General features: G+C 57.5%; 17 protein-coding genes, 3 tRNA genes, 3 rRNA genes and 2 pseudogenes. 16 read left to right on the top strand and 9 right to left on the bottom strand.

The window, feature by feature from the left end; translation table 11 throughout:
* Positions 1–123: 123 nt before the first annotated feature.
* The 12 genes and pseudogenes from METH_RS15755 to METH_RS15695 form a co-directional block, all read left to right on the top strand.
* Positions 124–1,591, top strand: a 16S ribosomal RNA gene (locus METH_RS15755).
* A gap of 258 nt (positions 1,592–1,849) precedes the next feature.
* A tRNA-Ile gene (locus METH_RS15750) sits at positions 1,850–1,926 on the top strand.
* Positions 1,927–1,946: 20 nt separating this feature from the next.
* Positions 1,947–2,022 (top strand) — tRNA-Ala (locus METH_RS15745).
* Positions 2,023–2,432: 410 nt separating this feature from the next.
* Positions 2,433–5,276 (top strand): 23S ribosomal RNA (locus METH_RS15740).
* A gap of 193 nt (positions 5,277–5,469) precedes the next feature.
* Positions 5,470–5,584 (top strand): 5S ribosomal RNA (gene rrf, locus METH_RS15735).
* Together the 16S, 23S and 5S rRNA genes with 3 tRNA genes alongside form the textbook arrangement of a ribosomal RNA operon.
* Positions 5,585–5,632: 48 nt before the next feature.
* Positions 5,633–5,709, top strand: a tRNA-Met gene (locus METH_RS15730).
* 810 nt (positions 5,710–6,519) lie between these two features.
* Positions 6,520–7,320 carry an alpha/beta fold hydrolase gene (locus METH_RS15720; protein WP_156927505.1) on the top strand — a complete coding sequence of 267 codons (801 nt, stop codon included), beginning with the start codon at positions 6,520–6,522 and terminating at the stop codon, positions 7,318–7,320.
* Between the two features lie 5 nt (positions 7,321–7,325).
* The gene (locus METH_RS15715; protein ID WP_024091469.1) at positions 7,326–8,666 is read left to right on the top strand and encodes a sensor histidine kinase; all 1,341 of its coding nucleotides are present in this window, start codon (positions 7,326–7,328) and stop codon (positions 8,664–8,666) included.
* Between the two features lie 824 nt (positions 8,667–9,490).
* Entirely contained in the window at positions 9,491–9,991 is a 501-nt protein-coding gene (locus METH_RS15710; protein WP_024091468.1) for a GNAT family N-acetyltransferase, read from the top strand.
* A 254-nt stretch (positions 9,992–10,245) separates the two neighbouring features.
* The gene (locus METH_RS15700) at positions 10,246–10,626 is read left to right on the top strand and encodes a hypothetical protein (RefSeq protein ID WP_156927504.1); all 381 of its coding nucleotides are present in this window, start codon (positions 10,246–10,248) and stop codon (positions 10,624–10,626) included.
* A gap of 14 nt (positions 10,627–10,640) precedes the next feature.
* Complete coding sequence (locus tag METH_RS24020) at positions 10,641–11,021, top strand: hypothetical protein (protein WP_156927503.1); 381 nt, start codon at positions 10,641–10,643, stop codon at positions 11,019–11,021.
* A 167-nt stretch (positions 11,022–11,188) separates the two neighbouring features.
* Positions 11,189–11,401, top strand: a pseudogene (locus METH_RS15695) (transposase domain-containing protein); the annotation flags it as partial.
* Positions 11,402–11,542: 141 nt separating this feature from the next.
* Here METH_RS15695 and METH_RS15690 read toward each other — a convergent pair.
* The 5 genes from METH_RS15690 to METH_RS15670 are packed head-to-tail and all read right to left on the bottom strand — an operon-like array spanning position 11,543 to position 16,082.
* Positions 11,543–12,013 (bottom strand): DUF3237 domain-containing protein, encoded by a 471-nt coding sequence (locus tag METH_RS15690; protein WP_024091465.1) that lies wholly within the window; start codon positions 12,011–12,013, stop codon positions 11,543–11,545.
* Positions 12,014–12,023: 10 nt separating this feature from the next.
* On the bottom strand, positions 12,024–13,316 hold the full coding sequence (locus METH_RS15685; protein ID WP_024091464.1) for a TRAP transporter large permease: 1,293 nt from the start codon (positions 13,314–13,316) through the stop codon (positions 12,024–12,026).
* A gap of 11 nt (positions 13,317–13,327) precedes the next feature.
* Complete coding sequence (locus tag METH_RS15680) at positions 13,328–13,813, bottom strand: TRAP transporter small permease (protein WP_024091463.1); 486 nt, start codon at positions 13,811–13,813, stop codon at positions 13,328–13,330.
* The gene (locus tag METH_RS15675) at positions 13,810–14,853 is read right to left on the bottom strand and encodes a TRAP transporter substrate-binding protein (protein WP_024091462.1); all 1,044 of its coding nucleotides are present in this window, start codon (positions 14,851–14,853) and stop codon (positions 13,810–13,812) included. Before METH_RS15675 ends, METH_RS15680 begins: the two co-directional genes overlap by 4 nt.
* Positions 14,850–16,082 (bottom strand): amidohydrolase, encoded by a 1,233-nt coding sequence (locus METH_RS15670; RefSeq protein WP_024091461.1) that lies wholly within the window; start codon positions 16,080–16,082, stop codon positions 14,850–14,852. Before METH_RS15670 ends, METH_RS15675 begins: the two co-directional genes overlap by 4 nt.
* 83 nt (positions 16,083–16,165) lie before the next feature.
* Here METH_RS15670 and METH_RS15665 point away from each other — a divergent pair, with 83 nt between their 5' ends.
* Positions 16,166–17,059 carry a LysR family transcriptional regulator gene (locus METH_RS15665; RefSeq protein ID WP_024091460.1) on the top strand — a complete coding sequence of 298 codons (894 nt, stop codon included), beginning with the start codon at positions 16,166–16,168 and terminating at the stop codon, positions 17,057–17,059.
* A 108-nt stretch (positions 17,060–17,167) separates the two neighbouring features.
* On the opposite strand, the pseudogene METH_RS23250 reads toward METH_RS15665, so the two are convergent.
* Positions 17,168–18,293 (bottom strand): annotated as a pseudogene (locus tag METH_RS23250) (IS3 family transposase).
* Between the two features lie 123 nt (positions 18,294–18,416).
* Between METH_RS23250 and METH_RS23245 the strand changes: the two are divergent.
* Together METH_RS23245 and METH_RS24880 are read left to right on the top strand one after the other, a co-directional pair.
* Positions 18,417–18,578, top strand: coding sequence for a hypothetical protein (locus METH_RS23245; protein ID WP_024091458.1), 162 nt, complete (start codon positions 18,417–18,419; stop codon positions 18,576–18,578).
* An 11-nt stretch (positions 18,579–18,589) separates the two neighbouring features.
* Positions 18,590–18,904 (top strand): thiolase family protein, encoded by a 315-nt coding sequence (locus tag METH_RS24880; RefSeq protein ID WP_245602906.1) that lies wholly within the window; start codon positions 18,590–18,592, stop codon positions 18,902–18,904.
* A gap of 155 nt (positions 18,905–19,059) precedes the next feature.
* On the opposite strand, the gene METH_RS15650 is transcribed toward METH_RS24880, so the two are convergent.
* A complete protein-coding gene (locus METH_RS15650; RefSeq protein WP_245602905.1) occupies positions 19,060–19,650 on the bottom strand; it encodes a TetR/AcrR family transcriptional regulator in 591 nt (196 codons plus the stop codon).
* A gap of 51 nt (positions 19,651–19,701) precedes the next feature.
* Here METH_RS15650 and METH_RS15645 point away from each other — a divergent pair, with 51 nt between their 5' ends.
* Positions 19,702–20,565 carry an NADP-dependent oxidoreductase gene (locus METH_RS15645; protein WP_044008698.1) on the top strand — a complete coding sequence of 288 codons (864 nt, stop codon included), beginning with the start codon at positions 19,702–19,704 and terminating at the stop codon, positions 20,563–20,565.
* A 48-nt stretch (positions 20,566–20,613) separates the two neighbouring features.
* Here METH_RS15645 and METH_RS15640 read toward each other — a convergent pair whose 3' ends face one another.
* Both METH_RS15640 and METH_RS15635 read right to left on the bottom strand, forming a co-directional pair.
* Positions 20,614–21,591, bottom strand: a complete 978-nt coding sequence (locus METH_RS15640; RefSeq protein WP_024091455.1) for an NAD(P)H-dependent flavin oxidoreductase — start codon at positions 21,589–21,591, stop codon at positions 20,614–20,616.
* Complete coding sequence (locus METH_RS15635) at positions 21,588–21,809, bottom strand: tautomerase family protein (protein WP_024091454.1); 222 nt, start codon at positions 21,807–21,809, stop codon at positions 21,588–21,590. The genes METH_RS15640 and METH_RS15635 overlap by 4 nt, the downstream gene beginning before the upstream one ends.
* Positions 21,810–21,812 lie beyond the last annotated feature (3 nt).

The raw sequence follows: 21,812 nt of genomic DNA, 5'->3' as shown, positions 1-21,812 counted from the left end.
AGTTCCGGTTCCTAGCCGGGTCGGATCGCAAGGCATTTCAGACCCCCGTGTTTGAGTGTTTTGTTAAAGCAACCAGTGATGTGCAGAGGTTCGAACGTCAAGGATACGCTGGCAACGGCGTTTCAACTTGAGAGTTTGATCCTGGCTCAGAACGAACGCTGGCGGCAGGCCTAACACATGCAAGTCGAGCGCTCTCCTTCGGGAGGGAGCGGCGGACGGGTTAGTAACGCGTGGGAACGTGCCCTTCTCTAAGGAATAGCCACTGGAAACGGTGAGTAATACCTTATACGCCCTTCGGGGGAAAGATTTATCGGAGAAGGATCGGCCCGCGTTAGATTAGATAGTTGGTGGGGTAACGGCCTACCAAGTCTACGATCTATAGCTGGTTTTAGAGGATGATCAGCAACACTGGGACTGAGACACGGCCCAGACTCCTACGGGAGGCAGCAGTGGGGAATCTTGGACAATGGGCGCAAGCCTGATCCAGCCATGCCGCGTGAGTGATGAAGGCCTTAGGGTCGTAAAGCTCTTTCGCCAGAGATGATAATGACAGTATCTGGTAAAGAAACCCCGGCTAACTCCGTGCCAGCAGCCGCGGTAATACGGAGGGGGTTAGCGTTGTTCGGAATTACTGGGCGTAAAGCGCGCGTAGGCGGACCAGAAAGTAAGGGGTGAAATCCCAGGGCTCAACCCTGGAACTGCCTCTTAAACTCCTGGTCTTGAGTTCGAGAGAGGTGAGTGGAATTCCGAGTGTAGAGGTGAAATTCGTAGATATTCGGAGGAACACCAGTGGCGAAGGCGGCTCACTGGCTCGATACTGACGCTGAGGTGCGAAAGTGTGGGGAGCAAACAGGATTAGATACCCTGGTAGTCCACACCGTAAACGATGAATGCCAGTCGTCGGGTAGCATGCTATTCGGTGACACACCTAACGGATTAAGCATTCCGCCTGGGGAGTACGGTCGCAAGATTAAAACTCAAAGGAATTGACGGGGGCCCGCACAAGCGGTGGAGCATGTGGTTTAATTCGAAGCAACGCGCAGAACCTTACCAACCCTTGACATCCTCGGACCGCCAGAGAGATCTGGTTTTCACTTCGGTGACCGAGTGACAGGTGCTGCATGGCTGTCGTCAGCTCGTGTCGTGAGATGTTCGGTTAAGTCCGGCAACGAGCGCAACCCACATCCTTAGTTGCCAGCAGTTCGGCTGGGCACTCTAGGGAAACTGCCCGTGATAAGCGGGAGGAAGGTGTGGATGACGTCAAGTCCTCATGGCCCTTACGGGTTGGGCTACACACGTGCTACAATGGCAGTGACAATGGGTTAATCCCAAAAAACTGTCTCAGTTCGGATTGTCGTCTGCAACTCGGCGGCATGAAGTCGGAATCGCTAGTAATCGCGTAACAGCATGACGCGGTGAATACGTTCCCGGGCCTTGTACACACCGCCCGTCACACCATGGGAGTTGGGTTTACCCGAAGGCCGTGCGCCAACCACTTCGGTGGGGGCAGCGGACCACGGTGAGCTCAGCGACTGGGGTGAAGTCGTAACAAGGTAGCCGTAGGGGAACCTGCGGCTGGATCACCTCCTTTCTAAGGATGATGCTAGCATCATGGAGCCTGCTCCTGATCGTGCATCACTTAGCATGGACAGCAAACAAAGCTGTCCGCATCGGGGCATCGCAAGATGCCCTCTGGACCGGACCGTCCTCATATCTCTTCAGGAAAACACGCGGCAGCAGCCGTTACTGGCAGCTGTCGGTGACATAACCACTGAGTGCTGCTCTCGGGCATTGCCTTGCAATACCCTGTCGCACACCGGTTTTGTTTTGCAGAGCAGAACGAAAACCTGGGTCGGTAGCTCAGGTGGTTAGAGCGCACGCCTGATAAGCGTGAGGTCGGAGGTTCAAGTCCTCCTCGACCCACCATAATCCCTCGGGATATATTTGGGGCCTTAGCTCAGCTGGGAGAGCGCCTGATTTGCATTCAGGAGGTCAGGAGTTCGATCCTCCTAGGCTCCACCATCCCCCGCGGGGACGCCGTAAGGAAGAACATATCTTCAAGCAGTTTCTGACTGTTTGAACGTCTGTTCTTCAGACGAAAATTGACATCGTTAAGAGAGATACAATCAACAAGACTGTTGGCCGCCCGAGTGTGGGACCGGTCTCAGTCAGGTGCTGACTGTCCTTCGGGACGGGATGCGAGCTTCAGAATACGTCATGTTTCCTCAGACGTCCTGAAGTCTGCCTGATTGAAAAGACAGTGTTGTCCAAGTCAAGTACACTAACCCGCATGATCTGAGGATCATGCAACAAGTTCCTGGTCGCAGATGTGGCCGGGAGCGGGATAGTTTGCTTTTTGGTTCAGAATAAAGGCGCCGGTTTCTTACCAGCTTCCGGAGCCGCGGAAGGTAACACTTTCTTTTTCTGGATCAAATCAAGCGCGAGAAGGGCGTTTGGTGGATGCCTTGGCAGTAAGAGGCGATGAAAGACGTGATACCCTGCGATAAGCTTGGGGGAGCCGGGAATAGGCTTTGATCCCAAGATCTCTGAATGGGGGAACCCACCTGAAAGTTTGTTATAATAGCCGCCGGTTTATTCCGGATGGCTGCTTATAATGGGCTTAACCAGGTACTTATAGACTGAATACATAGGTTTATAAGAGCAAACCCGGGGAACTGAAACATCTAAGTACCCGGAGGAAAGGACATCAATAGAGACTCCGTTAGTAGCGGCGAGCGAACGCGGACCAGCCGAGCCTGATGAGTGAGAAGAACATGCTGGGAAGCATGGCCATAGCGGGTGACAGCCCCGTATTCTAAGCTCTGAGGGACGTATTAAGTAGGGCGGGACACGTGAAATCCTGTTCGAAGATCGGAGGACCACCTCCGAAGGCTAAGTACTCCTTACTGACCGATAGCGAACCAGTACCGTGAGGGAAAGGTGAAAAGCACCCCGGCGAGGGGAGTGAAACAGTACCTGAAACCGAACGCCTACAATCAGTTGGAGGCCCCTTGAGGGCTGACAGCGTACCTTTTGTATAATGGGTCATCGACTTGGTCTCACGAGCAAGCTTAAACCGTTAGGTGTAGGCGCAGCGAAAGCGAGTCTTAATAGGGCGCATGAGTTCGTGGGATCAGACCCGAAACCGAGTGATCTAGGCATGGCCAGGTTGAAGGTGCGGTAACACGCACTGGAGGACCGAACCCACATCCGTTGAAAAGGATCGGGATGAGCTGTGCCTAGGGGTGAAAGGCCAATCAAACTCGGAGATAGCTGGTTCTCTGCGAAATCTATTTAGGTAGAGCGTCATCCGAATACCCCGGGGGGTAGAGCACTGGATGGGTAATGGGGCCCCACAGGCTTACTGATCCTAACCAAACTCCGAATACCCGGGAGTACTGGATGGCAGACACACGGCGGATGCTAACGTCCGTCGTGGAGAGGGAAACAACCCTGACCTCCGGCTAAGGCCCCCAATTCATGGCTAAGTGGGAAAGCAGGTGAGACGTCCAAAACAACCAGGAGGTTGGCTTAGAAGCAGCCATCCTTTAAAGATAGCGTAACAGCTCACTGGTCTAATCAAGATGTCTTGCGGCGAAGATGTAACGGGGCTCAAGCCATGAGCCGAAGCCGAGGATGCACATAGTGCATGGTAGCAGAGCGTAGTGTGACATAGTTCCATGCGTCCTTACTTTCCTCCGGGAAAGATTGGACGCAAGGAGCTTTCGATGAAGCGGGCGCGTGAGCGATCCCGTGGAGAGATCACTAGTGAGAATGATGACATGAGTAGCGACAAAGAGTGTGAGAGACACTCTCGCCGAAAGTCCAAGGGTTCCTGCTTAAAGCTAATCTGAGCAGGGTAAGCCGGCCCCTAAGCCGAGGCCGAAAGGCGTAGGCGATGGGAACCACGTTAATATTCGTGGGCCAGGAGGATGTGACGGATTGTGAAGGTAGTTCATCCTTATCGGATTGAATGGGCTGCTGATCAGTCCCTGGAAATAGCCCTCCGTCAGACCGTACCCTAAACCGACACAGGTGGACTGGTAGAGAATACCAAGGCGCTTGAGAGAACGATGTTGAAGGAACTCGGCAAAATACCTCCGTAAGTTCGCGAGAAGGAGGCCCGGGTCCTACGCAAGTGGAATCCGGGGGCACAAACCAGGGGGTGGCGACTGTTTATTAAAAACACAGGGCTCTGCGAAGCCGTAAGGCGACGTATAGGGTCTGACGCCTGCCCGGTGCCTGAAGGTTAAAAGGAGGGGTGAGAGCTCCGAATTGAAGCCCAGGTAAACGGCGGCCGTAACTATAACGGTCCTAAGGTAGCGAAATTCCTTGTCGGGTAAGTTCCGACCTGCACGAATGGCGTAACGACTTCCCCGCTGTCTCCAACATCGACTCAGCGAAATTGAATTGCCTGTCAAGATGCAGGCTTCCCGCGGTTAGACGGAAAGACCCCGTGCACCTTTACTACAGCTTCGCACTGGTATCAGGATTGTGATGTGCAGGATAGGTGGTAGGCATCGAAACCGTGACGCTAGTCGCGGTGGAGCCTCCCTTGAGATACCACCCTTCGCACTCTTGATATCTAACCGCGGTCCGTTATCCGGATCCGGGACCCTGCGTGGCGGGTAGTTTGACTGGGGCGGTCGCCTCCTAAAGAGTAACGGAGGCGCGCGAAGGTTGGCTCAGAGCGGTCGGAAATCGCTCGTTGAGTGCAATGGCAGAAGCCAGCCTGACTGCGAGACTGACAAGTCGAGCAGAGACGAAAGTCGGCCATAGTGATCCGGTGGTCCCGAGTGGAAGGGCCATCGCTCAACGGATAAAAGGTACGCCGGGGATAACAGGCTGATACTGCCCAAGAGTCCATATCGACGGCAGTGTTTGGCACCTCGATGTCGGCTCATCTCATCCTGGGGCTGGAGCAGGTCCCAAGGGTACGGCTGTTCGCCGTTTAAAGAGGTACGTGAGCTGGGTTTAGAACGTCGTGAGACAGTTCGGTCCCTATCTGCCGTGGGTGTAGGATACTTGAGAGGAGTTGCCCCTAGTACGAGAGGACCGGGGTGAACGAACCACTGGTGGACCTGTTGTTGCGCCAGCAGCAGTGCAGGGTAGCTATGTTCGGACAGGATAACCGCTGAAGGCATCTAAGCGGGAAGCCCCCCTCAAAACAAGGTATCCCTGAGGGCCGTGGAAGACCACCACGCCGATAGGCCGGAGATGTAAGTGCAGCAATGCATTCAGTTGACCGGTACTAATCGCCCGATAGGCTTGATTTGATCCAGTAACAGACAGTGTTACTCGAACCAAAGCAAACACATCCCAAACTGACTTGGACAACCTTGATTGTAACGCCTTCCGCTTTTGGAAACGTCCCCGTGACGTAACAGACCAGCGGCAACGCATGTTTGCTTTGCAAACACGCTGCCTGCCGCCAAATCCAAAAGCCGGAGGCTTTTGGATTTTCCTCGGTTTGGTGGCTACAGCACAAGTGAAACACCCGGTCCCTTCCCGAACCCGGAAGTTAAGCACTGTCGCGCCGATGGTACTTGGGCTCAAGCCCTGGGAGAGTAGGTCACCGCCAAACCTAGTAAAATCCAAACCTCTCATAACGATATCAAAAAAAAACACCTGACGCGGGATGGAGCAGCCAGGTAGCTCGTCAGGCTCATAACCTGAAGGTCGCAGGTTCAAATCCTGCTCCCGCAACCAGCGTTTCCGACCAAGCCTCCGCCAACAGCGGGGGCTTTTTCGATTCCGGGCTCCCCAAAGCCATGATCCCGGCCAATTCCCCAACAAGTTCAAGCTCATGCCCGCCCGGCGCATCAGCGTCCGGAACCATCCGAACCTGCGAAATCAGCGCCCGCAGCGCTGCTGTGGCTTCCCGCTTCACCTCCGGCGCGTTCAGCGACCGGGCGAGATCTTCGACCATCTCGCCGTAGCGCTGCGAAAGGCTGGGATGCAGCCGCAGGGCAGGGGGCCCAGGGCTTTCCTTGATGATGGCCTCCAATCCGGCTTTCTCCGCTTCCAGTTCCGACATCTTGGCCTTCAATGACGCATGGTACATGCCGTCTTCGATGGCCTTCAGAATGCCAGCGATCTTTCCCTCCACGGTGCCGAACACGAGCCGCTCCGCTGCGCGGCCAGCGAGGTGGATACACATCTGCCTGTCGAAATCCGCCTCCAGTCCCGCGCTCGGCGGTGTCGTGCGCTCGGTCAGCCCGCCAGTGGGGGAGACCTTCGCACGCCGGGACTGACTGGTAGCGTGCGGAGATCTCCTGCCTTTCGTTGCACGCGGGCGGTTTGCACAGTATCCGAAATGCGGCTGACCTCCGGGGTGGGGGAGCAGGAGGTTGCTGCAGTTAACTAATCGCCGAAAGGTATCGCACGATCTAGACTTAGGGCTAGATTTATCCTGCGGAAGATGAAAAATCGGATAAGCCTCCAAGGCATCGCGCTGTGTGTTAAAGTATACGGCGCTGGTCACAAAGGCGCTCTGAACTCACAATGAGGACTTTGAGCATGATCACGCGAAACAACGTTGTCGTTTCCGGTGCGGCCGGCGGCCGGCCGCTCGTTTTCATCCATGGCTTTGGATGTGACCAGTCGATGTGGCGGCAGATTGTGCCGAGCCTTGCCGAAGATTTCCGGATCGTGACCTACGACCTGACGGGCATGGGACAGTCGGATCTCTCTGCTTACGAGCCGGGGCGCTACGCCGGACTTGAGGCACATACTGAGGATCTGCTGGCGATCATCGATGAGCTTGAGCTTGAAAAAGCGGTACTGATCGGGCACTCCATCGGTGCAACAATTGCGTTGCTTGCGGCCAACCGGGCGCCCGAAAAGATCTCCCGGATTGTTCTTGTATCTCCGACACCGTGTTTTCTCAACGACGGACCCCACGGGTATCACGGGGGGTTTTCTCAAGGAGACCTTGAGGAGCTGATCTCGTTCCTGGACGAGAACCATCTGGGATGGTCTGCGCAAATGGCCCCGACGATCGCCGGTCAGCCGGCAGGCGCTCCCGCAGCTGACGAGCTCACCCAAAGCTTTTGCCGCACCGATCCCGCCATCGCCCGGCATTTTGGCCGTGTGACTTTTTTCGCGGATGAGCGGCCGGCTTTTGAAAGGGCAGCATGTCCTGCCCTGATCCTGCATTGCGACGATGATGCTCTCGTGCCGATGCAGGTTGCGGAGTGGATGCGTGACCGGATGCCAGGCGCGACCCTGAAGGTGCTGAAGGCCACCGGCCACTGCCCTCATATGACTGTACCCTCTGACGTGGTCGCCGCAATCCGCGGCTACCTCAAAGACATCTGAGCGCCATGGACGGCAGAGAGGAGCTTCGGTCAGCCTTCGCGGAACTTTTGGAGGATGCGCCCTGCGGGATCGTCGTGACGGACCCGGATGGAAGGCTGCAGTATGTCAATGAAACTCTGAACCGCTGGTTGAACCTTCCGGCCGGGACCGAGGAGCGACCGCAACGGTTACCCGAACTCATGACCGGTCCAGGAAAACTATTCTACGAGACGCATTTGGCTCCGATGATGCGCCTGCAGGGGTTCGCCCGCGAGATTTCCTGTTCTCTGGAAGTGACGACCGGCACGCCCCTGCCTGTTCTGCTCAGCGGCGTTGTGCGACACGATTTCGAGGGAAACCCTGTCCGGTTCGATTATACTATTTTCGACGCTCGCGAACGCCGCCTGTACGAGGACGAGCTGCGGGCTGCGCGGCGCGAAGCAGATGAGCTTGCGGCCATCGTCCGTACCTCGCCGAATGGCATACTTCGTGTTGAAGAGGATGGTGTTATCAAAAGCTGGAATGCAGGTGCTGAGCGGCTTCTTGGGCGGACCTTCGAAGCTGTTCAGGGATTTCCTGTGCAGGACCAGATCCGGTTTGAGGATCATCCGGACTGGTTCCCGCGTGCAGTCGAAACCTGCAAGAGCACGCCCGAAGCTGTGTTTGAAACAGTAGACAGTAAGGGGCAGAGCTTTGAGATCACCGTGGTGCCGATCGAGGAACGCGAAATCGGGTCCAAAAGAAATTACTCAATCGTCCTGCGCGACATAACGGACCGCAAGAAGGCCGAGCTCCGTCTGAAGGTCGCGATGAACGAAATGAAGCATCGCATCAAGAACACCCTCGCCGTCGTTGCCGGGATCGCCAGGCAAACCCTTCCAGCCGAACACCTCGCGAGCTTTACCGGCCGTCTTCAGGCTATGTCAAAGGCGCATGATGTCCTGACAAGCGAAGGCCAGAAGACTGCGGATCTTATGGGGCTGCTCGCCCTGACAGCGGAAGAAGCCGGCGGGGCGGAACGCTTTCGTATCACAGGGATACCCGCGATGCTGCCATCTGAGCAGGCGACCAGCCTTTCAATGGCGCTGCACGAGCTCACGACCAACGCCCTTAAATATGGCGCGCTTTCAGAACCAGGAGGGTATGTCGAAGTCGCCTGCGAAAGGCTTGAACAGAAGGACGGTTTACTTCGGCTGGTCTGGCAGGAACGCAATGGTCCGCCTGTCGTTGCACCAACGCGCAGAGGGTTCGGCAGCAAGATGATTGACACTGTTTTGAAGTTTGATTTGGGCGGAGAGGTGGAAGTCGATTACCGGTCTGATGGGCTTCGGTGCGTGATCACCTTCGGGAAGGAGGCAGATGGATGATCATCAGTTGTGGCAGTCCTGACCTCAGCCGACGGCTGTCTTAAGGTCTGGACCCATTAGTTTCCGATTGTCGGAATGATTCATCATTCGAAAATCGAGCGGTGAACATGTGCGGCAGTTGCAACGCTGCGTCTAGCGCGGATGTCGAGTTCGGGCTCACAGGCGGCTTGCGGCGGTGCAGCGGGCTGGTCACCGGCCTGGACAGTTGCCGTCGCCGTTGCAGGTGACCGCAAGCAGCCCAAAGCGATCTCAGCATTCGGGCCGGTATCACGGTTCATCACATTCCGCTGCACGTGCTCGGTATCTATCCTGTGACGGTGAAACCGGACATTGCAGGCTTGCAGGCATTTTTTGCTTTGATGATGTGCCGTCCCCGTTCCAGCTTGCTGGGAAGGGGGCGGTGTCAGATCACATCGAGACTAATGCAATTTTGGATAGAAATGTGCTTCTTCAATTGTGCGGCGTCCAAATTTCTAGCGGCTCTGTTTCCGGGTTGCCAGCAGTGTAGCCCCGGCTGCGCCCCAAACTGAACCACTTGCGAGGCCCATCTGCTGCCTGCAATCTATGCCTGATTTGAGTTTTGTGAATGTGTTGAGGGGGGCGATGCAAATTCCTGTTTCCTGACGCTCGTTTTCTGTCCGTTTAGGGGGGGCAATGCACCGTAAATGTTTGTTTATGAGTGGTTCTGGAGAATCTTGCCGTGCGGTGGGCTCTGAATGACCGTAGCGCTGGCCGCTCTTGGGGAGTTTTCAGAAAGTTACTTGTAGGGTTGAGTTCGTTTGGGTAGCGTGCCGGGGAATGAACTAAACTAAAAGTAGCGCAAAATGCCGGTCTCCCCTGCCGCGGTCACCTACCGGGTAGCGACCAGCGAAGATGATATCCCTGCCATAATCACCCTTGCTCGCGAGGCGCATGAAGAGAGCCGGTACAGGCACATCCCCTTCAGCGAGGAGAAGGTGCGCAAGCTGGCCATGAGTGCCTTTGCAGAAGGCGCGCCGCATGTGGTGCCGCTGGCTTTCAACGGCGGGGTGCCTGTGGGGCATGCCGCCTGTTCGGTCGGGAAATACCACATTGGCACCGGCATGCAGATTGCCAGCATTCAGAACATCAGTGCGTCGCGCAACGTGCGGTCTGCCTTGGGCGGAAGCCGGGTAGCCCTGGGGCTAATGCAAGCACTCCACCGATGGGCTACGGCGCAGGGCGCGCAGGAATTGACGCTTCATGGAACGTCGGGTGTCGATTTGCAGCGTTTGCACAAGTTGGCCGCGAGGTTGGTGTATGAGTTTACCGGTGGGAATTACACGCTTGTGATATCAGGTATTTGAGTATCCGCGTTTTGAAATTATTGTCTGAGGGTCTGTAGCATGAAGTTCCTTCTCACTTTTTTGTTGATGAGTTTCTCCGGGTCGCAGGTATCGGCTGATCTGGGTGTAAAAATCAACATAGAAACCACACTCGGTGATATGGGGTATCAGGAGGTTGAGCTTCGAGGGTGCAGGTTGTCATTCGGAAAAGAAGTTTTGCCGAGTAGCGAGAACAACTTTTTTAGGAGTATCGGAGAGTCGTGTGGCTGTCGTCTTTGGATTTTTCACTGGATCCGACTGAAAGGAAAATTGGCGACGAGATACACGCTATACGCGTTCCATTGGCGGGCGGATATGTGAAAAAACTGTTTGCAATACGAAATTTCCGCACTTGGTCTATGCAAAAGTTTCTGGGGAGTAATTGGCCGTTCGACTTTCCGCATATTCAAGATGATAGCTCTCCAGAAATTCAAAGGCAGCTCGACAATCGGATTCAAGATTTGGAAAAATTCAATAGGTGGATTTTTTCGACAATATACGGCGATTCTACGAGCGTCTTTGATTTCTTTGAAATAACTTATTCCGAGCCAGTTGCCTTGCGGAAATTAGTTGAGTTGCTCTCGGAATATTCTTTGAGAAATGATTGCATTCAATAATATTAAGGGTAAAGATGTCTGATAATCGTACTAAGGGGTTTGCCCGAAGCCAAAACTTGGATGTGAGTCTTCCTGGGTACAATGATCTTCTCGGAATGACAGATCGGAATATTTCTATTGCCATAAGCCGAGCCGAGAGTATCGCTTCGTTTTCTCACTCTATGCAAACAACAGGCCGGGCTGTTTCCACAGAGCAGCAGGTCGCTCCAAATGCCTTTTCAAAACACCCAGTACTTGGGCCTGTCGTTGATTTTGGTGTGAAAACCAATAGTGATATTAATGACCTGCCGGCAAACATAGCTGCAACAATCGGTGTTGAGCAGCAAGCGGTGCAGATGCAAAAAAACGCTTATGGGTGGAGTAGCCCCCTGAAAGTGGTCCACCAACTGGGATAGATTGTCCCTTAATTTGGAGGCTCTGGCTGAACGATGGCTCCTGCGGGCGCCCGGTGTGGCTGTAGAGATCAGCGAGGTAAGCGCGGACCCCGGACAGATCCTCGACACGTTTGATCTCTTCTCCGTGAAGCCAGGCTGCGATGGCATGGCCGCATTCGTTGACGGCGATCTGCCCAATCGCCCTGCAAAGAAAGGACGCGCTCTTTACAGGTCACGATGCCGGTGCGCAGAACTGGGCCATGATCGCGTCGCTGATCGAAACCTGCAAACTCAACCAGATCGAGCCGCACAATTATCTGACAGGCGTACTCACAGCCATCGTCTATGGCCATAAACAGAAGAACATTGAGCAGCTGCTATCCTGGAGCTACGCCAAATAGGTAGGGGCAAAGCAGCACTTACGGTTCATTTTTGATCGAACAAATTGCATTCGTGGATAGGGGCGCCTCAGGCACATTACGATGAGAGTATTGCTGTTTTCACGGATATTGACCCTCTCCGCCCAAGGTTCATCACTGGACTCAGACCAGAACGAAAGATCGGATCAAAACCTGTTCTTGCGGCCGAACGACCTCCAACGAGCCGACAAAAACACGCTCATTCAACCAGTTCATCCTTCCTGCCGGTGCTTCAGCAAAAATCCGGCAGCGAGCGTAATGCAGTTTGCCGGCGGCATCGTAAGTCAGCAGTGCCAAATTTCGGATTTCGACCGTGATGCCATCGTCGGTCTGCATGTGATAGATGGCCTCCAGTTCCTTGCAACCGTCGGCGCGTTCGCGTTGCAGATCGAAGCCGCCGGGCAAAACCACGCCGCAGAAAACAACGGGTTCGTCAGTTTCAGGCGCGATTTGCCCTGCAAACCGGCCACCGATGATCGGCACTACATTGCGGTTGCCGAAGGGGCCGGGGCCGTTGGTCTGGGCCGGCGCGATGTCGACGTGGGCCTCCCAGCAGGGCAGCAAGCGAGGGGCGGCGGCGGAGAAAGCGGTCATGATGGTTTCTTCAGAATGAGGCGTGGATAAGGTAAAGTGAAATAGCCGGGAAGGCGGCCAACAGGATCAACCGCAGCACGTCGATAGCAATGAAGGGCATCAGACCACGGAAAATTGTCGTCATGCGCACCCCCGGCAAGCAAGAGTTCAGCACGAAAACATTCATGCCAATCGGCGGCGTGATCAACCCTATCTCTGTCACCACCACGACCAGGATGCCAAACCACACCAGATCCATGTCGAAGGCCAGGACAATCGGCGAAAAGAGCGGCACGCAGATCAGGATGATCGCCAGCGAATCCATCACGCAACCCAGCACCAGGAACACGGCCAGCACGCAGAACAGCGTCTGATAGCTGTTCAACCCGCTGCCGACGAGCAGACCTTGGATCGCCTCGCCAATGCCGGAGACAGAGATGAGCTTGGCCAGCAGCATCGCGCCGAACAGCACGACATAGAGCATGACCGAGGTAGTCACGGTTTCCGCGAAGGCCTTGGATAGGATCGCAAAGCTCAGACGGCGCTGCAACAAGGGGATAAGGATCGCGAAACCAGCTCCGAGGCCTGCAGCCTCGGTCGGGGTGAACAGACGGAAGTAGATGCCGCCTATGATCAGGGCAAAAAGGGTGCAGAACGGCCAGACGCCGAGCAGGGACCGCATCTTTTGGTCGAAGGGGACGCTGGGGCTGCGGGGCGCGTCCTGTGGCCGCAGATGACAGATCACCATGACCACAGCGGCGTTCAAGAACAGCCCGAGCAGGCCGGGCAATACGCCCGCGATAAAGAGATCCCCGATGCTGGTTTCCGTCAGGATGCCATAGAGCATGAGAATCGTTGACGGCGGGATCAGGATGCCCAGCGTGCCACCCGCGGCAATCGTCGCGCTCGATAGGCGATCAGCGTAGCCGAATTCTTTCATCGACGGATATGCGACCTTGGCCATTGTTGCAGCGGTCGCAAAACTTGATCCGCAGACCGAGGCGAAGCCTGCGCAGCTGACCATCGTGGCGAGCGCCAGACCGCCTTTGCGCGCGCCCAGAAAGGCGTTGGCGGCGCGGAACAGGTCTCCGGAAATGCCGGTCGCCGCCAGTAAGTTACCCATCAGCAGGAACATCGGCAGCACGGCCAGATCGTAGGAGAACGCGTTTTCAGAGATCGTCATCGCCAGCATATTGCCGGCGAGCGCAGGTCCGTACAGGGCGGACAAGCCGATCAGGCTGACCGTCAGCAGCGCGATCCCCAATGGCACCCGTAGAAAGGCCAGCAGAAGGATGGAAGCAAGGGCTGTCAATCCGAGGAACATGGCTCGGTCTCCTACTGGGGCTGCAATATTTGACCGCGATCAATCCAGCCGCGGATGACAGCGGCTGCGGCAGATACGAAGGCGGAGAGAGCGAAAAAGCGATAAAAGCTGGCCCGCGGCACATTCAGTTCCATACTCATCTCGCTGAACTGTGCCGCGTCGTTGGCGGCCTGCCACATCAAGAGGCCGAGGAAGCTCAGAACAGCCGCAATTAGTAAAGAGACGAGCAGGTGCCAGGGCCAGAGGGCGCGTCGCAGCAGATATTTGTCGAACAGATCAACGGTTAGGTGGCCTCCGGCCAGCGTGATAAGCGGCAGGCCCAGAAACACGATCAGCGCCATCAGGTGTTCGGTGATGTCGTGTGCGCCGTAGACGGGACGCCCAAGGATTTGCCGGGCCAGCACATCAACAAAGGTCAGGGCGACGATGGCACCTAGCGCCACCATCATGCTCGTTGTTATCGCCCCGTGCAGTATGCGCAGGCCCGGCGTTGTCATTGTGCCGCCTCGGAAATTTCGGCGTAGTTGCTTTCGAAAAATACCACGACCTCTTTTGCGTTGGGCAGGCCAAAGTCGGGGCCGTCCGCGTACCACTGGTCCAGAAAGTCTGTTCTGACCTTGCGGATCATATCGGTCAGCGCGGGCTCTGGCGTGGCAAAGGTGTGGCCCATCGCGACCAGTTTTTCACGGGCAGTGGCGTTCTCACCGTCCCAGAATGCGCCCCATTTGGCAGAAAGTGCCTCTCCGGTGATTTCAGAGATGGCCGCACGGTCTTCGTCGCTGATACTGTCCCACTTTCCCTGATTGATGGCCAGAAAGAACATAGCATCGTAAAGACCGCCCTCGACCTCGGTCGTAAAGGGCAAGGCGTCCTGAAGGCCGAAGCCAATAATCGACTCGATGGGATGAAGCGAGCCATCGATGACGCCGGAATCGATCAGCTCGAATGCTTTTGTGGCCGGTGCGGCGACGGGGATTGCGCCCATCTTTTCCAGAAGGGTCTTTTGCAGCGGGTTGCCCATGCGGATCTTTTGGTTGCGAAAATCCTCTGGCGTGACCAGCGCCCTATGCGCGTCATGGACATCGGCACCGCCGAACAGAGATACGGCCAGCATGTGTGTGCCGTCGAAGACCGGCATATCCTTCAGATAGGTATCGAACGTGCGCCACAGTGCGATTGAACCGGCTTCACCGCTTTCGCCGGACATGGGCAATTCACAAAACCACATGACCTTGAACCGTTCAGGTTCGTAGGTGAGGTTACCCCATGTGATATCCGCAATGCCCTTGCGGGCCAGTTCGTAGTGCTGAGGCGGCGCGCCAAGGGCAGCGGGCAGAATGCGAACGGTTACGCGGTCGTCGGTCACGCGGGCAACGTCGGCGGCGAAGCTGTCCAGAAATTCAGTCGATAGTGTGGATGTAGCCGGTGCCCAACTGGACATCGTCAGGACCGTATCGGCCATCGCCACCGTGGACGATAAACACAGACCGGCCGCGAGGGTGGCGCGTGTGAGGGGACGGTAAAACGGAAAGGTCATGTTGTTACTCCTTGCTGGAATTTATCCTCTACCAGCCCGGCCCAGAACTCGGCCCCGACGGTCAAGTTGTTGTCGTTGAAGTCGAAGTAAGGGCTGTGCACAGAACAGGGCCCGATGGGCTTGCCGTCGCGGTAGCCGTTGTCACCGTTGCCGATCAAAAAGAAGCTGCCGGAGCAGTGCTTGAGGTAGAAAGCAAAGTCTTCGCTTGCCGTTACGCGGGCGGCATCCGTGACGACGCGATCCGTCCCGAATAGGCGTGTGGCGGTGGCGGCGGCAGCGGCCAGGGTCTGGGCCTCGTTGACAACTGAAGGGTAGCCGTAGTCGACGATCACCTCGCCGGTGCAGCCGAAGGCCTGCGCCTGTGCGGACACCACTTCCTTGATGCGGCGATGCACCAGCGTTGCGGTCTCGGGGTTGAAGACACGGATGCAAGCGGTGATCCGCGCCTCTGACGGAATGATGTTGAAGACGGTTCCGGCGCTGACCTGGCCAACGTTGAAGATCGCCGTTTCCAGTGGCGGAACGTTCTGCGAAACGACCGAATGCAGTGCCATGATGGTCGACGCCATCGCGAGCGATGCGTCTTTGGCCAGATGCGGCGTGGCACCGTGGCTGGATGCGCCCCGGATCACGATCTCCAGTTTGTCGGAGGAACACATGAACGGGCCTTCGCGGAAATACATCCGGCCTTCCTCCTCGGTCGGGCCATTGTGGATGCCATAGACCTCGTCGGTGGGGAATTTGTCGAACAGCCCCTCGGCGATCATGCGCTGCGCGCCGCCGTCGCTGCCGCCGACTTCCTCGGCCGGCTGAAAGATGAAGGTGACGGTGCCATTGCCCTTGATCTGGCCGGACCGGACACGCCGCGCGATCAGGTCCGCCCCTCCAAGCAGCATGGCAGTATGGCCGTCATGGCCACAGGCGTGCATCTTGCCCGCAACCCTGGAGGCATATGGAAGCCCGGTATGCTCCTGCATCGGCAGCGCGTCCATATCGGCCCGCAAGGCCAGCCGCGGCCCCTTGTCCGGGTCGCCCACGGCGATCTGCGCCACGACGCCGGTACCGCCAAGACCCCGGGTGACGCTTAGGCCGAAGCTTTCCAGCCGTTCCGCCACATAGGTACTGGTCAGATGTTCTTCGAACCCCAGTTCGGGGTTCTGGTGAATGTGCCTGCGCCAGTCGCGCATGGCGTCGAAGTCGGGGCGTTCCTGCGAGGATGTATGTGTCATATTTGTGATGCTACCCAGCGATCGGTTTTCGCACAGACAGAAAAACGGATAGGGTGACAACAAAAGCTGGTCAGGGGTGAGTGATGCAATTAAATCAGTTAAGGGCATTGGTGACCCTGGCAGAATGCGGTTCGATCCGCGGCGCAGCCCGCGCCCTCGGTCTGAGCCAGAGCGCAGTCACTCGGACGCTGCGCGAGATGGAACGCGAACTTGGTGCGACCTTGCTGATCAGGCAAACGCACGGAACTGACTTCACAACCGCCGGCCAGTCACTGCTGTCGCACGCTCGTCTGGTCCTGGCGACGATGCAGCGCGCAGAAGAAGACGTGCGCCGCCTGACCGGTCAGGTACAGGCCAACGTGCGGATGGCGATCACGCCCGTACTTGCCGCGTTCAGCCTGCGGCGGCTTGTCGCGGACTTTGGCGCACGTTACCCCACCGGATCGCTCGATATGGATATTGGCTTCATGCTGACTACCCTTCCCAAGCTGACAGAAGGGCATCTCGATTTTGCCGTCATTCTAGCGGACAGCGCGACCCTGCCGTCGGACATGACGTTCGTGAAGGTCAGGGAAATTCAGATGATCCCCGTTGCAAATGCCAGCGCGGAGTTATCCGGCCCGATCAGCTGGGAGGATCTGGCCAAGAGGCGCTGGGCGATCAATCCATCGCCCGCCAGTGCCGACCAAGCTCTTCTGGACTGGCTGGGAAGGCGCGGCATCCAGCTTCAACAGGTGCCCGTTTATTGCCGCTCCCCTTACCTGCTTTCAATCCTCAGCGAAGCCGACGACATCGTAGAACTGTGCCCCGAGCCCTTGTATCGCAAGCAACTTCACGCGCACGGGATGCAGGCAATTGGCGTCCCGGATTTGCCGCCGCCGATGCAGATGGGTGTCGTCTATCTGACACATAAGCCACGATCCGAGCCAGTGCAGTGGTTGATCGACGCTGCGATCCGCATGGCGGGCAGGTTTTGATTTTGAACGAGGCCTGCAAATCCTCCCTCTTTGGCCATTCGCAGTGGCGGAAGAGAAAGGCTTGGGGGGCCTTTTGAGCAGCCCCGCTTGAGTGGTCCAAATTGAAAGTTAGTGCATGATTGGCCTGCGGTCCATCAAGACGATGGCTTCGGGCGCTGGCGGGCGGTAGCCCAATGCACTGTGTGGTCGCTTGGTGTTGAGTGTTTTCTCCAGCTTTCGATGATGATTTGGGCTGCGCGCAGCGGGTAGAAGATTTCACCGTTGAGCAATTCGTCCCGCATCCGCCCATTGAAGCTTTCGCAGCAGCCGTTTTCCCAGAGTGACCCAGGCTCGATATACGCAGTCTTTGCTCCGGCCGCTTTGATCCAGTCTCTGACAGCCTCAGCGATGAACTCCGGGCCATTGTCTGACCGAATGCAGCCTGGCACGCCGCGCAGGGTGAACAGGTCAGTCAGTGCATCAATGACTTCGGTCGGGTTCAGCTTGCGTTTTACACGGATCGTCAGACATTCCCGGCTGTGCTCGTCCAAGATGTTGAGCGTCCTGAACGCCCTGCCAGCGTCGGTTCGATGATGCACGAAGCCATACGGCCAAACATGGTTGCGATACCCGGGCTGCAGACGGACGCACGATCCATCGTTCAGCCGGAGCCGCCCCTTCTTTGGTTGTTTCATTGGCACTTTAAGCCCCTCACGCCGCCCCAAGCGTTCCACGCGTTTGTCATTCACCTGCCATCCTGCATCTCTCAGCAGGGCGGCAACCCGGCGGTAGCCATATCGACCGTGCTGCCGTGCCAGCTCAATCATATCCGCGATCAAACGCTCCTCGTCAGCCCGCCCTCGTGGCGATCGACGCTGTGTGGGCCGGTGCCGGCCCAGAACACGGCAAACGCGTCGCTCAGATACCTTGAACCGGCTACGCACATGATCAGTGCAAGCGCGTCGGCGTGAAGGGCTCAAAAGTTTCCCGATGCGGCTTCCTTCAGGATCAGCTTGTCCAAAGTCAGATCCGACACCGCACGACGCAGCCGCTCGTTCTCTTTCTGAAGCCGCTTCAGGTCCTTGAGTTGCTCTGTGCCCATTCCACCGTACTTTTTCTTCCAGCGGTAAAAGGTTTGTTCGGTCACGCCGATCTGTCTGATCGCATCGAGACGCGGCATGCCTTGTCCTGTCAGGACCTCAACTTGCCGTAACTTCGTAACAATCTCTTCGGGCTTCGGTCGCTTGTTGGCCATTGCTGGTCCTCCGTTTCCTAAACATAGGGGCGGACCACTTCAAAGGGGGAGGCTCAGCGCCTGGGCGATTGCGACCTGGTCTGGGCCAATGGCTATGGCTTTCCAAACTGGCGCGGCGGCCCGATGCACTATGCCGATGAGATTGGATTGAGCCAGATTCTGGAACGCATGACCCACTATCGGCAGTCGCTTGGCGCCTATGGCGAGATGCGGTTCACGCCTGCGCCTTTGTTGGAAGACCTCGCAACCTCGGGCGTGACACTTGCCGCGCATTTTGATGTCTAAAAGGAAAAATCATGAGAGAAGCCGTTATCGTCTCAACCGCGCGAACCCCGATTGGGACTGCCTTTAAGGGTGCGTTGAACAACATAAAATCCCCTACCATGATGGGTCATGCTATTCAGCACGCGGTTGAACGTGCAGGTGTAGTCCCCGGCACGATCGAAGATGTTGTCATCGGATCGGTGTTGACTGCGGGAATGCCTGACACAATGATGGTCAGATCCTGGCCTGTTCCAAACCCTTTGAATGTTTGCCGTGCGCGCACACTAAGCACGGCGTTGCAAAAGGAAATGCAGGCATTTGGCTGCGTACAGAAAAATCACCTTTAGTAGTGTGCCAGGCTCAGGACATTACTGTACTTGCAGACCGCCACGAAGCACGCCTGATTCTAGGCGGAATTTTGCGGATACTTCGATGCTGGCCAGAATTCCCGGCCTATTTTGTCTCATTGTGGACGTGCGCGGGCAGTTGGCTTCCTGTGCCGTCACAGTGAACCCTCTATATGGCCGAGCGCAAATTCTGCCACCCCGTGCCATTCGTCAGCTGTTGCCCCGTCACGGGCTTGAGCTGCAAGCCCCTGAAACAGTACCGCAACGTATTTCGCTAGCAGATCCGGCTCGGTGGAAGCAGGCATGTCACTTTCCTCGATTCCGCGCCGGATCCGGTCTGCAATTATGGACTCGCTGGCTTGCCTGTACCCGGCAAGCAGATCCTGCGCGCCGGTGCTGCCCTTGCCGCAATTGGTTGCGGCACTGACAAGCAGACAGCCCTTGGGCGTCTCTTCCGCGGAAAATGCCTTAATCGCCTCGGACACAAGGCGGCACAGTGCCTTTGCGGCGGTTACTTCCTCATCAAGGGCGCGAGGGGCGTAAGCTGCAAAATGCTGCGCATAATGGGCGGCGCACCGTTCAAACAGCGCCTGTTTGTTGCCAAAGGCCGCGTAGATGCTGGGCGGGTTCAATCCCATGACAGCACTGAGATCGGCCATGGACGCGGCCTGATATCCGCGCTCCCAAAACAGCAGCATCGCCTGTTCAATCGCGTGATCGGTGTCAAAGGACCGCTGCCGCCCCATCGTCGCCTCCATTATCATTTATCGATCACTACACAATGAATGGAGGCACGGATGAAAGCTGCAATTATCGAGACCTTTGGCGGGGCGGACGTGTTCCGGATTGCAGACCTGCAGCGTCCGGAGCCCAAGTCGGGGGAGGTGCTGATCCGGGTCCATGCCTCCAGCGCGAACCCGGTGGATGCGGGCGTCCGGTCAGGAAAGTTCCTGCCCGATGACCCGGCCCATTTTCCGATGGTCCTGGGCTGGGACGCAGCTGGCACCGTCGAGGCGCTTGGCCCGGATACGGAGGGATTCGCCCCTGGCGACCGGGTGATGGCGATGTCGCCGCAGCCGGGATCGCTGGTAGGCACCCATGCGGAATTTGCCGCCCTGGCGGCCAGTCAGGTTGTGAGGATTGCCCATGCAGTTTCCTTTAGCACTGCCGCCGCGGTGCCGCTGATAGGCAGCACAGCTTTGGCAGCATTTCTGGCCCTGGACCTGCCGCCGGGCGCCCGTGTTCTGGTCAACAACCCCAACGGCGCGGTTGGCGCAATGGCCGCGGCAATCGCGCCCCTGCTGGGGTTCGAACTCACGGCCCCGGATGCACGAGACGTGGATGGCGCCATTGACGTGCGCGGCCGGGAACATGCGCAACGGGCTTTTGCTGCGGTGACGGACGGCGGTGCCTATGCAACCATTGTGCCGGAATGGTGGAAGCCGGGCGGGGTCTTTACCGCGGCTCGGGGGATCACTCCGGTGACGGTTCAGAACCCTGCAGATCAGGAGGTGCTGGTGCCCTTGGCGGGCTGGCTGGCACAGGGCGCTCTGGCCCCCGAGATCGAAGATATTCTGCCGCTTGACCAAATCGCAGAGGCGCATCACCGGCTGGATACGCCGGGGCTCACGGGCAAATTTGTTCTAGACCATGCTTGCTGAGACCTGATGGACCAGGCAGGGCTGCCCCCGCCTGGTCCTCAATCCTGTTTACGGGGCCTCTTGCTGGTTTTGCCCTGCTGCTGCCAGGATCCGCTGCGCCCCGTCCATAACAACGGCCAGGATATCGCTGGCAGGCAGCACTGTATCGATCAGGCCGATGCCTTCACCGGCAAAGGCGGTTGCAACATCCAGGTTCCCGGCCTCCTGAGCTGCCGCCCATTTCGCCGCTTCAATGCCGACTTCCAGTTTCAAGGCGTCCTCGGAGCCGTGCCATTTCTGAACGAAGGAATTGCGCAGGACGCGCCCGTTGTAGCGGCCGGGCCAGTCATAACCGCGGACCACGTCCACCACTTTGGTGCGGATGGTATCGTCCCCCGTCGCCGCCAGTGCGCGGTCCAGAATGCGCGGATGCACCAGCGCCTCGTGCGAGGCCCAGAACCGCGTGCCGATCACCGCTGCGTCCGCCCCGAGCATCATGGCCGCCGCAAGGCCGCGCCCGTCCGCGATACCTCCAGCGGCACACAGCAGCGCCTTGTTGTTCCGGCGCGCAATCTCGTCCGCAATCTCCGGGACCAGCGCAAAGGTGCCGCGTGCCTCGCCGTGCCCTCCGGCATCCGCGCCTTGGGCGACAATGATGTCTGCGCCGCAGTCCAGCGCTTGCCGCGCATCGCGCAGGGTCTGGACCTGGCAGATCAGCGGAACACCGGCGTCCCGGATCGCGGGTGCAAATGGCTCCGGATCCCCGAATGACAGGAACAGCGCCGCCGGATCACGCGCCAGCACCCGGTCAAGCAGCTGCGGCTGTTTCGCCAGCTTCCAGGTGATCAGCCCGCAGCCCACACGGGCGCCCGCGGCGATATCGAACTGCCGATTGATCCACTCAGGATCGCCGTAAGCACCTCCGATCATACCCAGCCCGCCGGCATTGGAGACGGCGCTTGCCAGCGCACCGCCTGCCGCAAAGGCCATCGGCGCCTGGATCACCGGGCAGGTGATCCCCAGCGCTTCTGTCAGCCGCGTCTTCATTGCGCCTGCTTCCGGTACTCCTGAACCGGCAGGCCGCCAACACCCCAATCCTCCAGCGGGACCTCATTGATCACAACAAAGGTTGTCGCCGGGTTCTTGCCCAGAACATCCTGCAAGAGCTCCGTGACCCCGGCAATCAGCTGCGCTTTTTGTTCTGCGCTTGGGCCGGTGCCGTCGGGGCCGCCTTCGCGGGTCACTTTGATATTCACATAGGGCATCGG

The organism is Leisingera methylohalidivorans DSM 14336 (assembly GCF_000511355.1).
GTDB classification, from domain to species: domain Bacteria; phylum Pseudomonadota; class Alphaproteobacteria; order Rhodobacterales; family Rhodobacteraceae; genus Leisingera; species Leisingera methylohalidivorans.
This window is presented reverse-complemented; position numbering and strand designations above follow the sequence as displayed.

What these genes read in the sequence shown, in the direction of transcription:
- METH_RS15720 (WP_156927505.1), top strand. Translation starts at nt 6,520, where the DNA reads ATGATCACGCGAAACAACGTTGTCGTTTCCGGTGCGGCCGGCGGCCGG.
- METH_RS15715 (WP_024091469.1), top strand. Translation starts at nt 7,326, where the DNA reads ATGGACGGCAGAGAGGAGCTTCGGTCAGCCTTCGCGGAACTTTTGGAG.
- METH_RS15710 (WP_024091468.1), top strand. Translation starts at nt 9,491, where the DNA reads ATGCCGGTCTCCCCTGCCGCGGTCACCTACCGGGTAGCGACCAGCGAA.
- METH_RS24020 (WP_156927503.1), top strand. Translation starts at nt 10,641, where the DNA reads ATGTCTGATAATCGTACTAAGGGGTTTGCCCGAAGCCAAAACTTGGAT.
- METH_RS15690 (WP_024091465.1), bottom strand. Translation starts at nt 12,013, where the DNA reads ATGACCGCTTTCTCCGCCGCCGCCCCTCGCTTGCTGCCCTGCTGGGAG.
- METH_RS15685 (WP_024091464.1), bottom strand. Translation starts at nt 13,316, where the DNA reads ATGTTCCTCGGATTGACAGCCCTTGCTTCCATCCTTCTGCTGGCCTTT.
- METH_RS15680 (WP_024091463.1), bottom strand. Translation starts at nt 13,813, where the DNA reads ATGACAACGCCGGGCCTGCGCATACTGCACGGGGCGATAACAACGAGC.
- METH_RS15675 (WP_024091462.1), bottom strand. Translation starts at nt 14,853, where the DNA reads ATGACCTTTCCGTTTTACCGTCCCCTCACACGCGCCACCCTCGCGGCC.
- METH_RS15670 (WP_024091461.1), bottom strand. Translation starts at nt 16,082, where the DNA reads ATGACACATACATCCTCGCAGGAACGCCCCGACTTCGACGCCATGCGC.
- METH_RS15665 (WP_024091460.1), top strand. Translation starts at nt 16,166, where the DNA reads ATGCAATTAAATCAGTTAAGGGCATTGGTGACCCTGGCAGAATGCGGT.
- METH_RS23245 (WP_024091458.1), top strand. Translation starts at nt 18,417, where the DNA reads ATGCACTATGCCGATGAGATTGGATTGAGCCAGATTCTGGAACGCATG.
- METH_RS24880 (WP_245602906.1), top strand. Translation starts at nt 18,590, where the DNA reads ATGAGAGAAGCCGTTATCGTCTCAACCGCGCGAACCCCGATTGGGACT.
- METH_RS15650 (WP_245602905.1), bottom strand. Translation starts at nt 19,650, where the DNA reads ATGGGGCGGCAGCGGTCCTTTGACACCGATCACGCGATTGAACAGGCG.
- METH_RS15645 (WP_044008698.1), top strand. Translation starts at nt 19,702, where the DNA reads ATGAAAGCTGCAATTATCGAGACCTTTGGCGGGGCGGACGTGTTCCGG.
- METH_RS15640 (WP_024091455.1), bottom strand. Translation starts at nt 21,591, where the DNA reads ATGAAGACGCGGCTGACAGAAGCGCTGGGGATCACCTGCCCGGTGATC.
- METH_RS15635 (WP_024091454.1), bottom strand. Translation starts at nt 21,809, where the DNA reads ATGCCCTATGTGAATATCAAAGTGACCCGCGAAGGCGGCCCCGACGGC.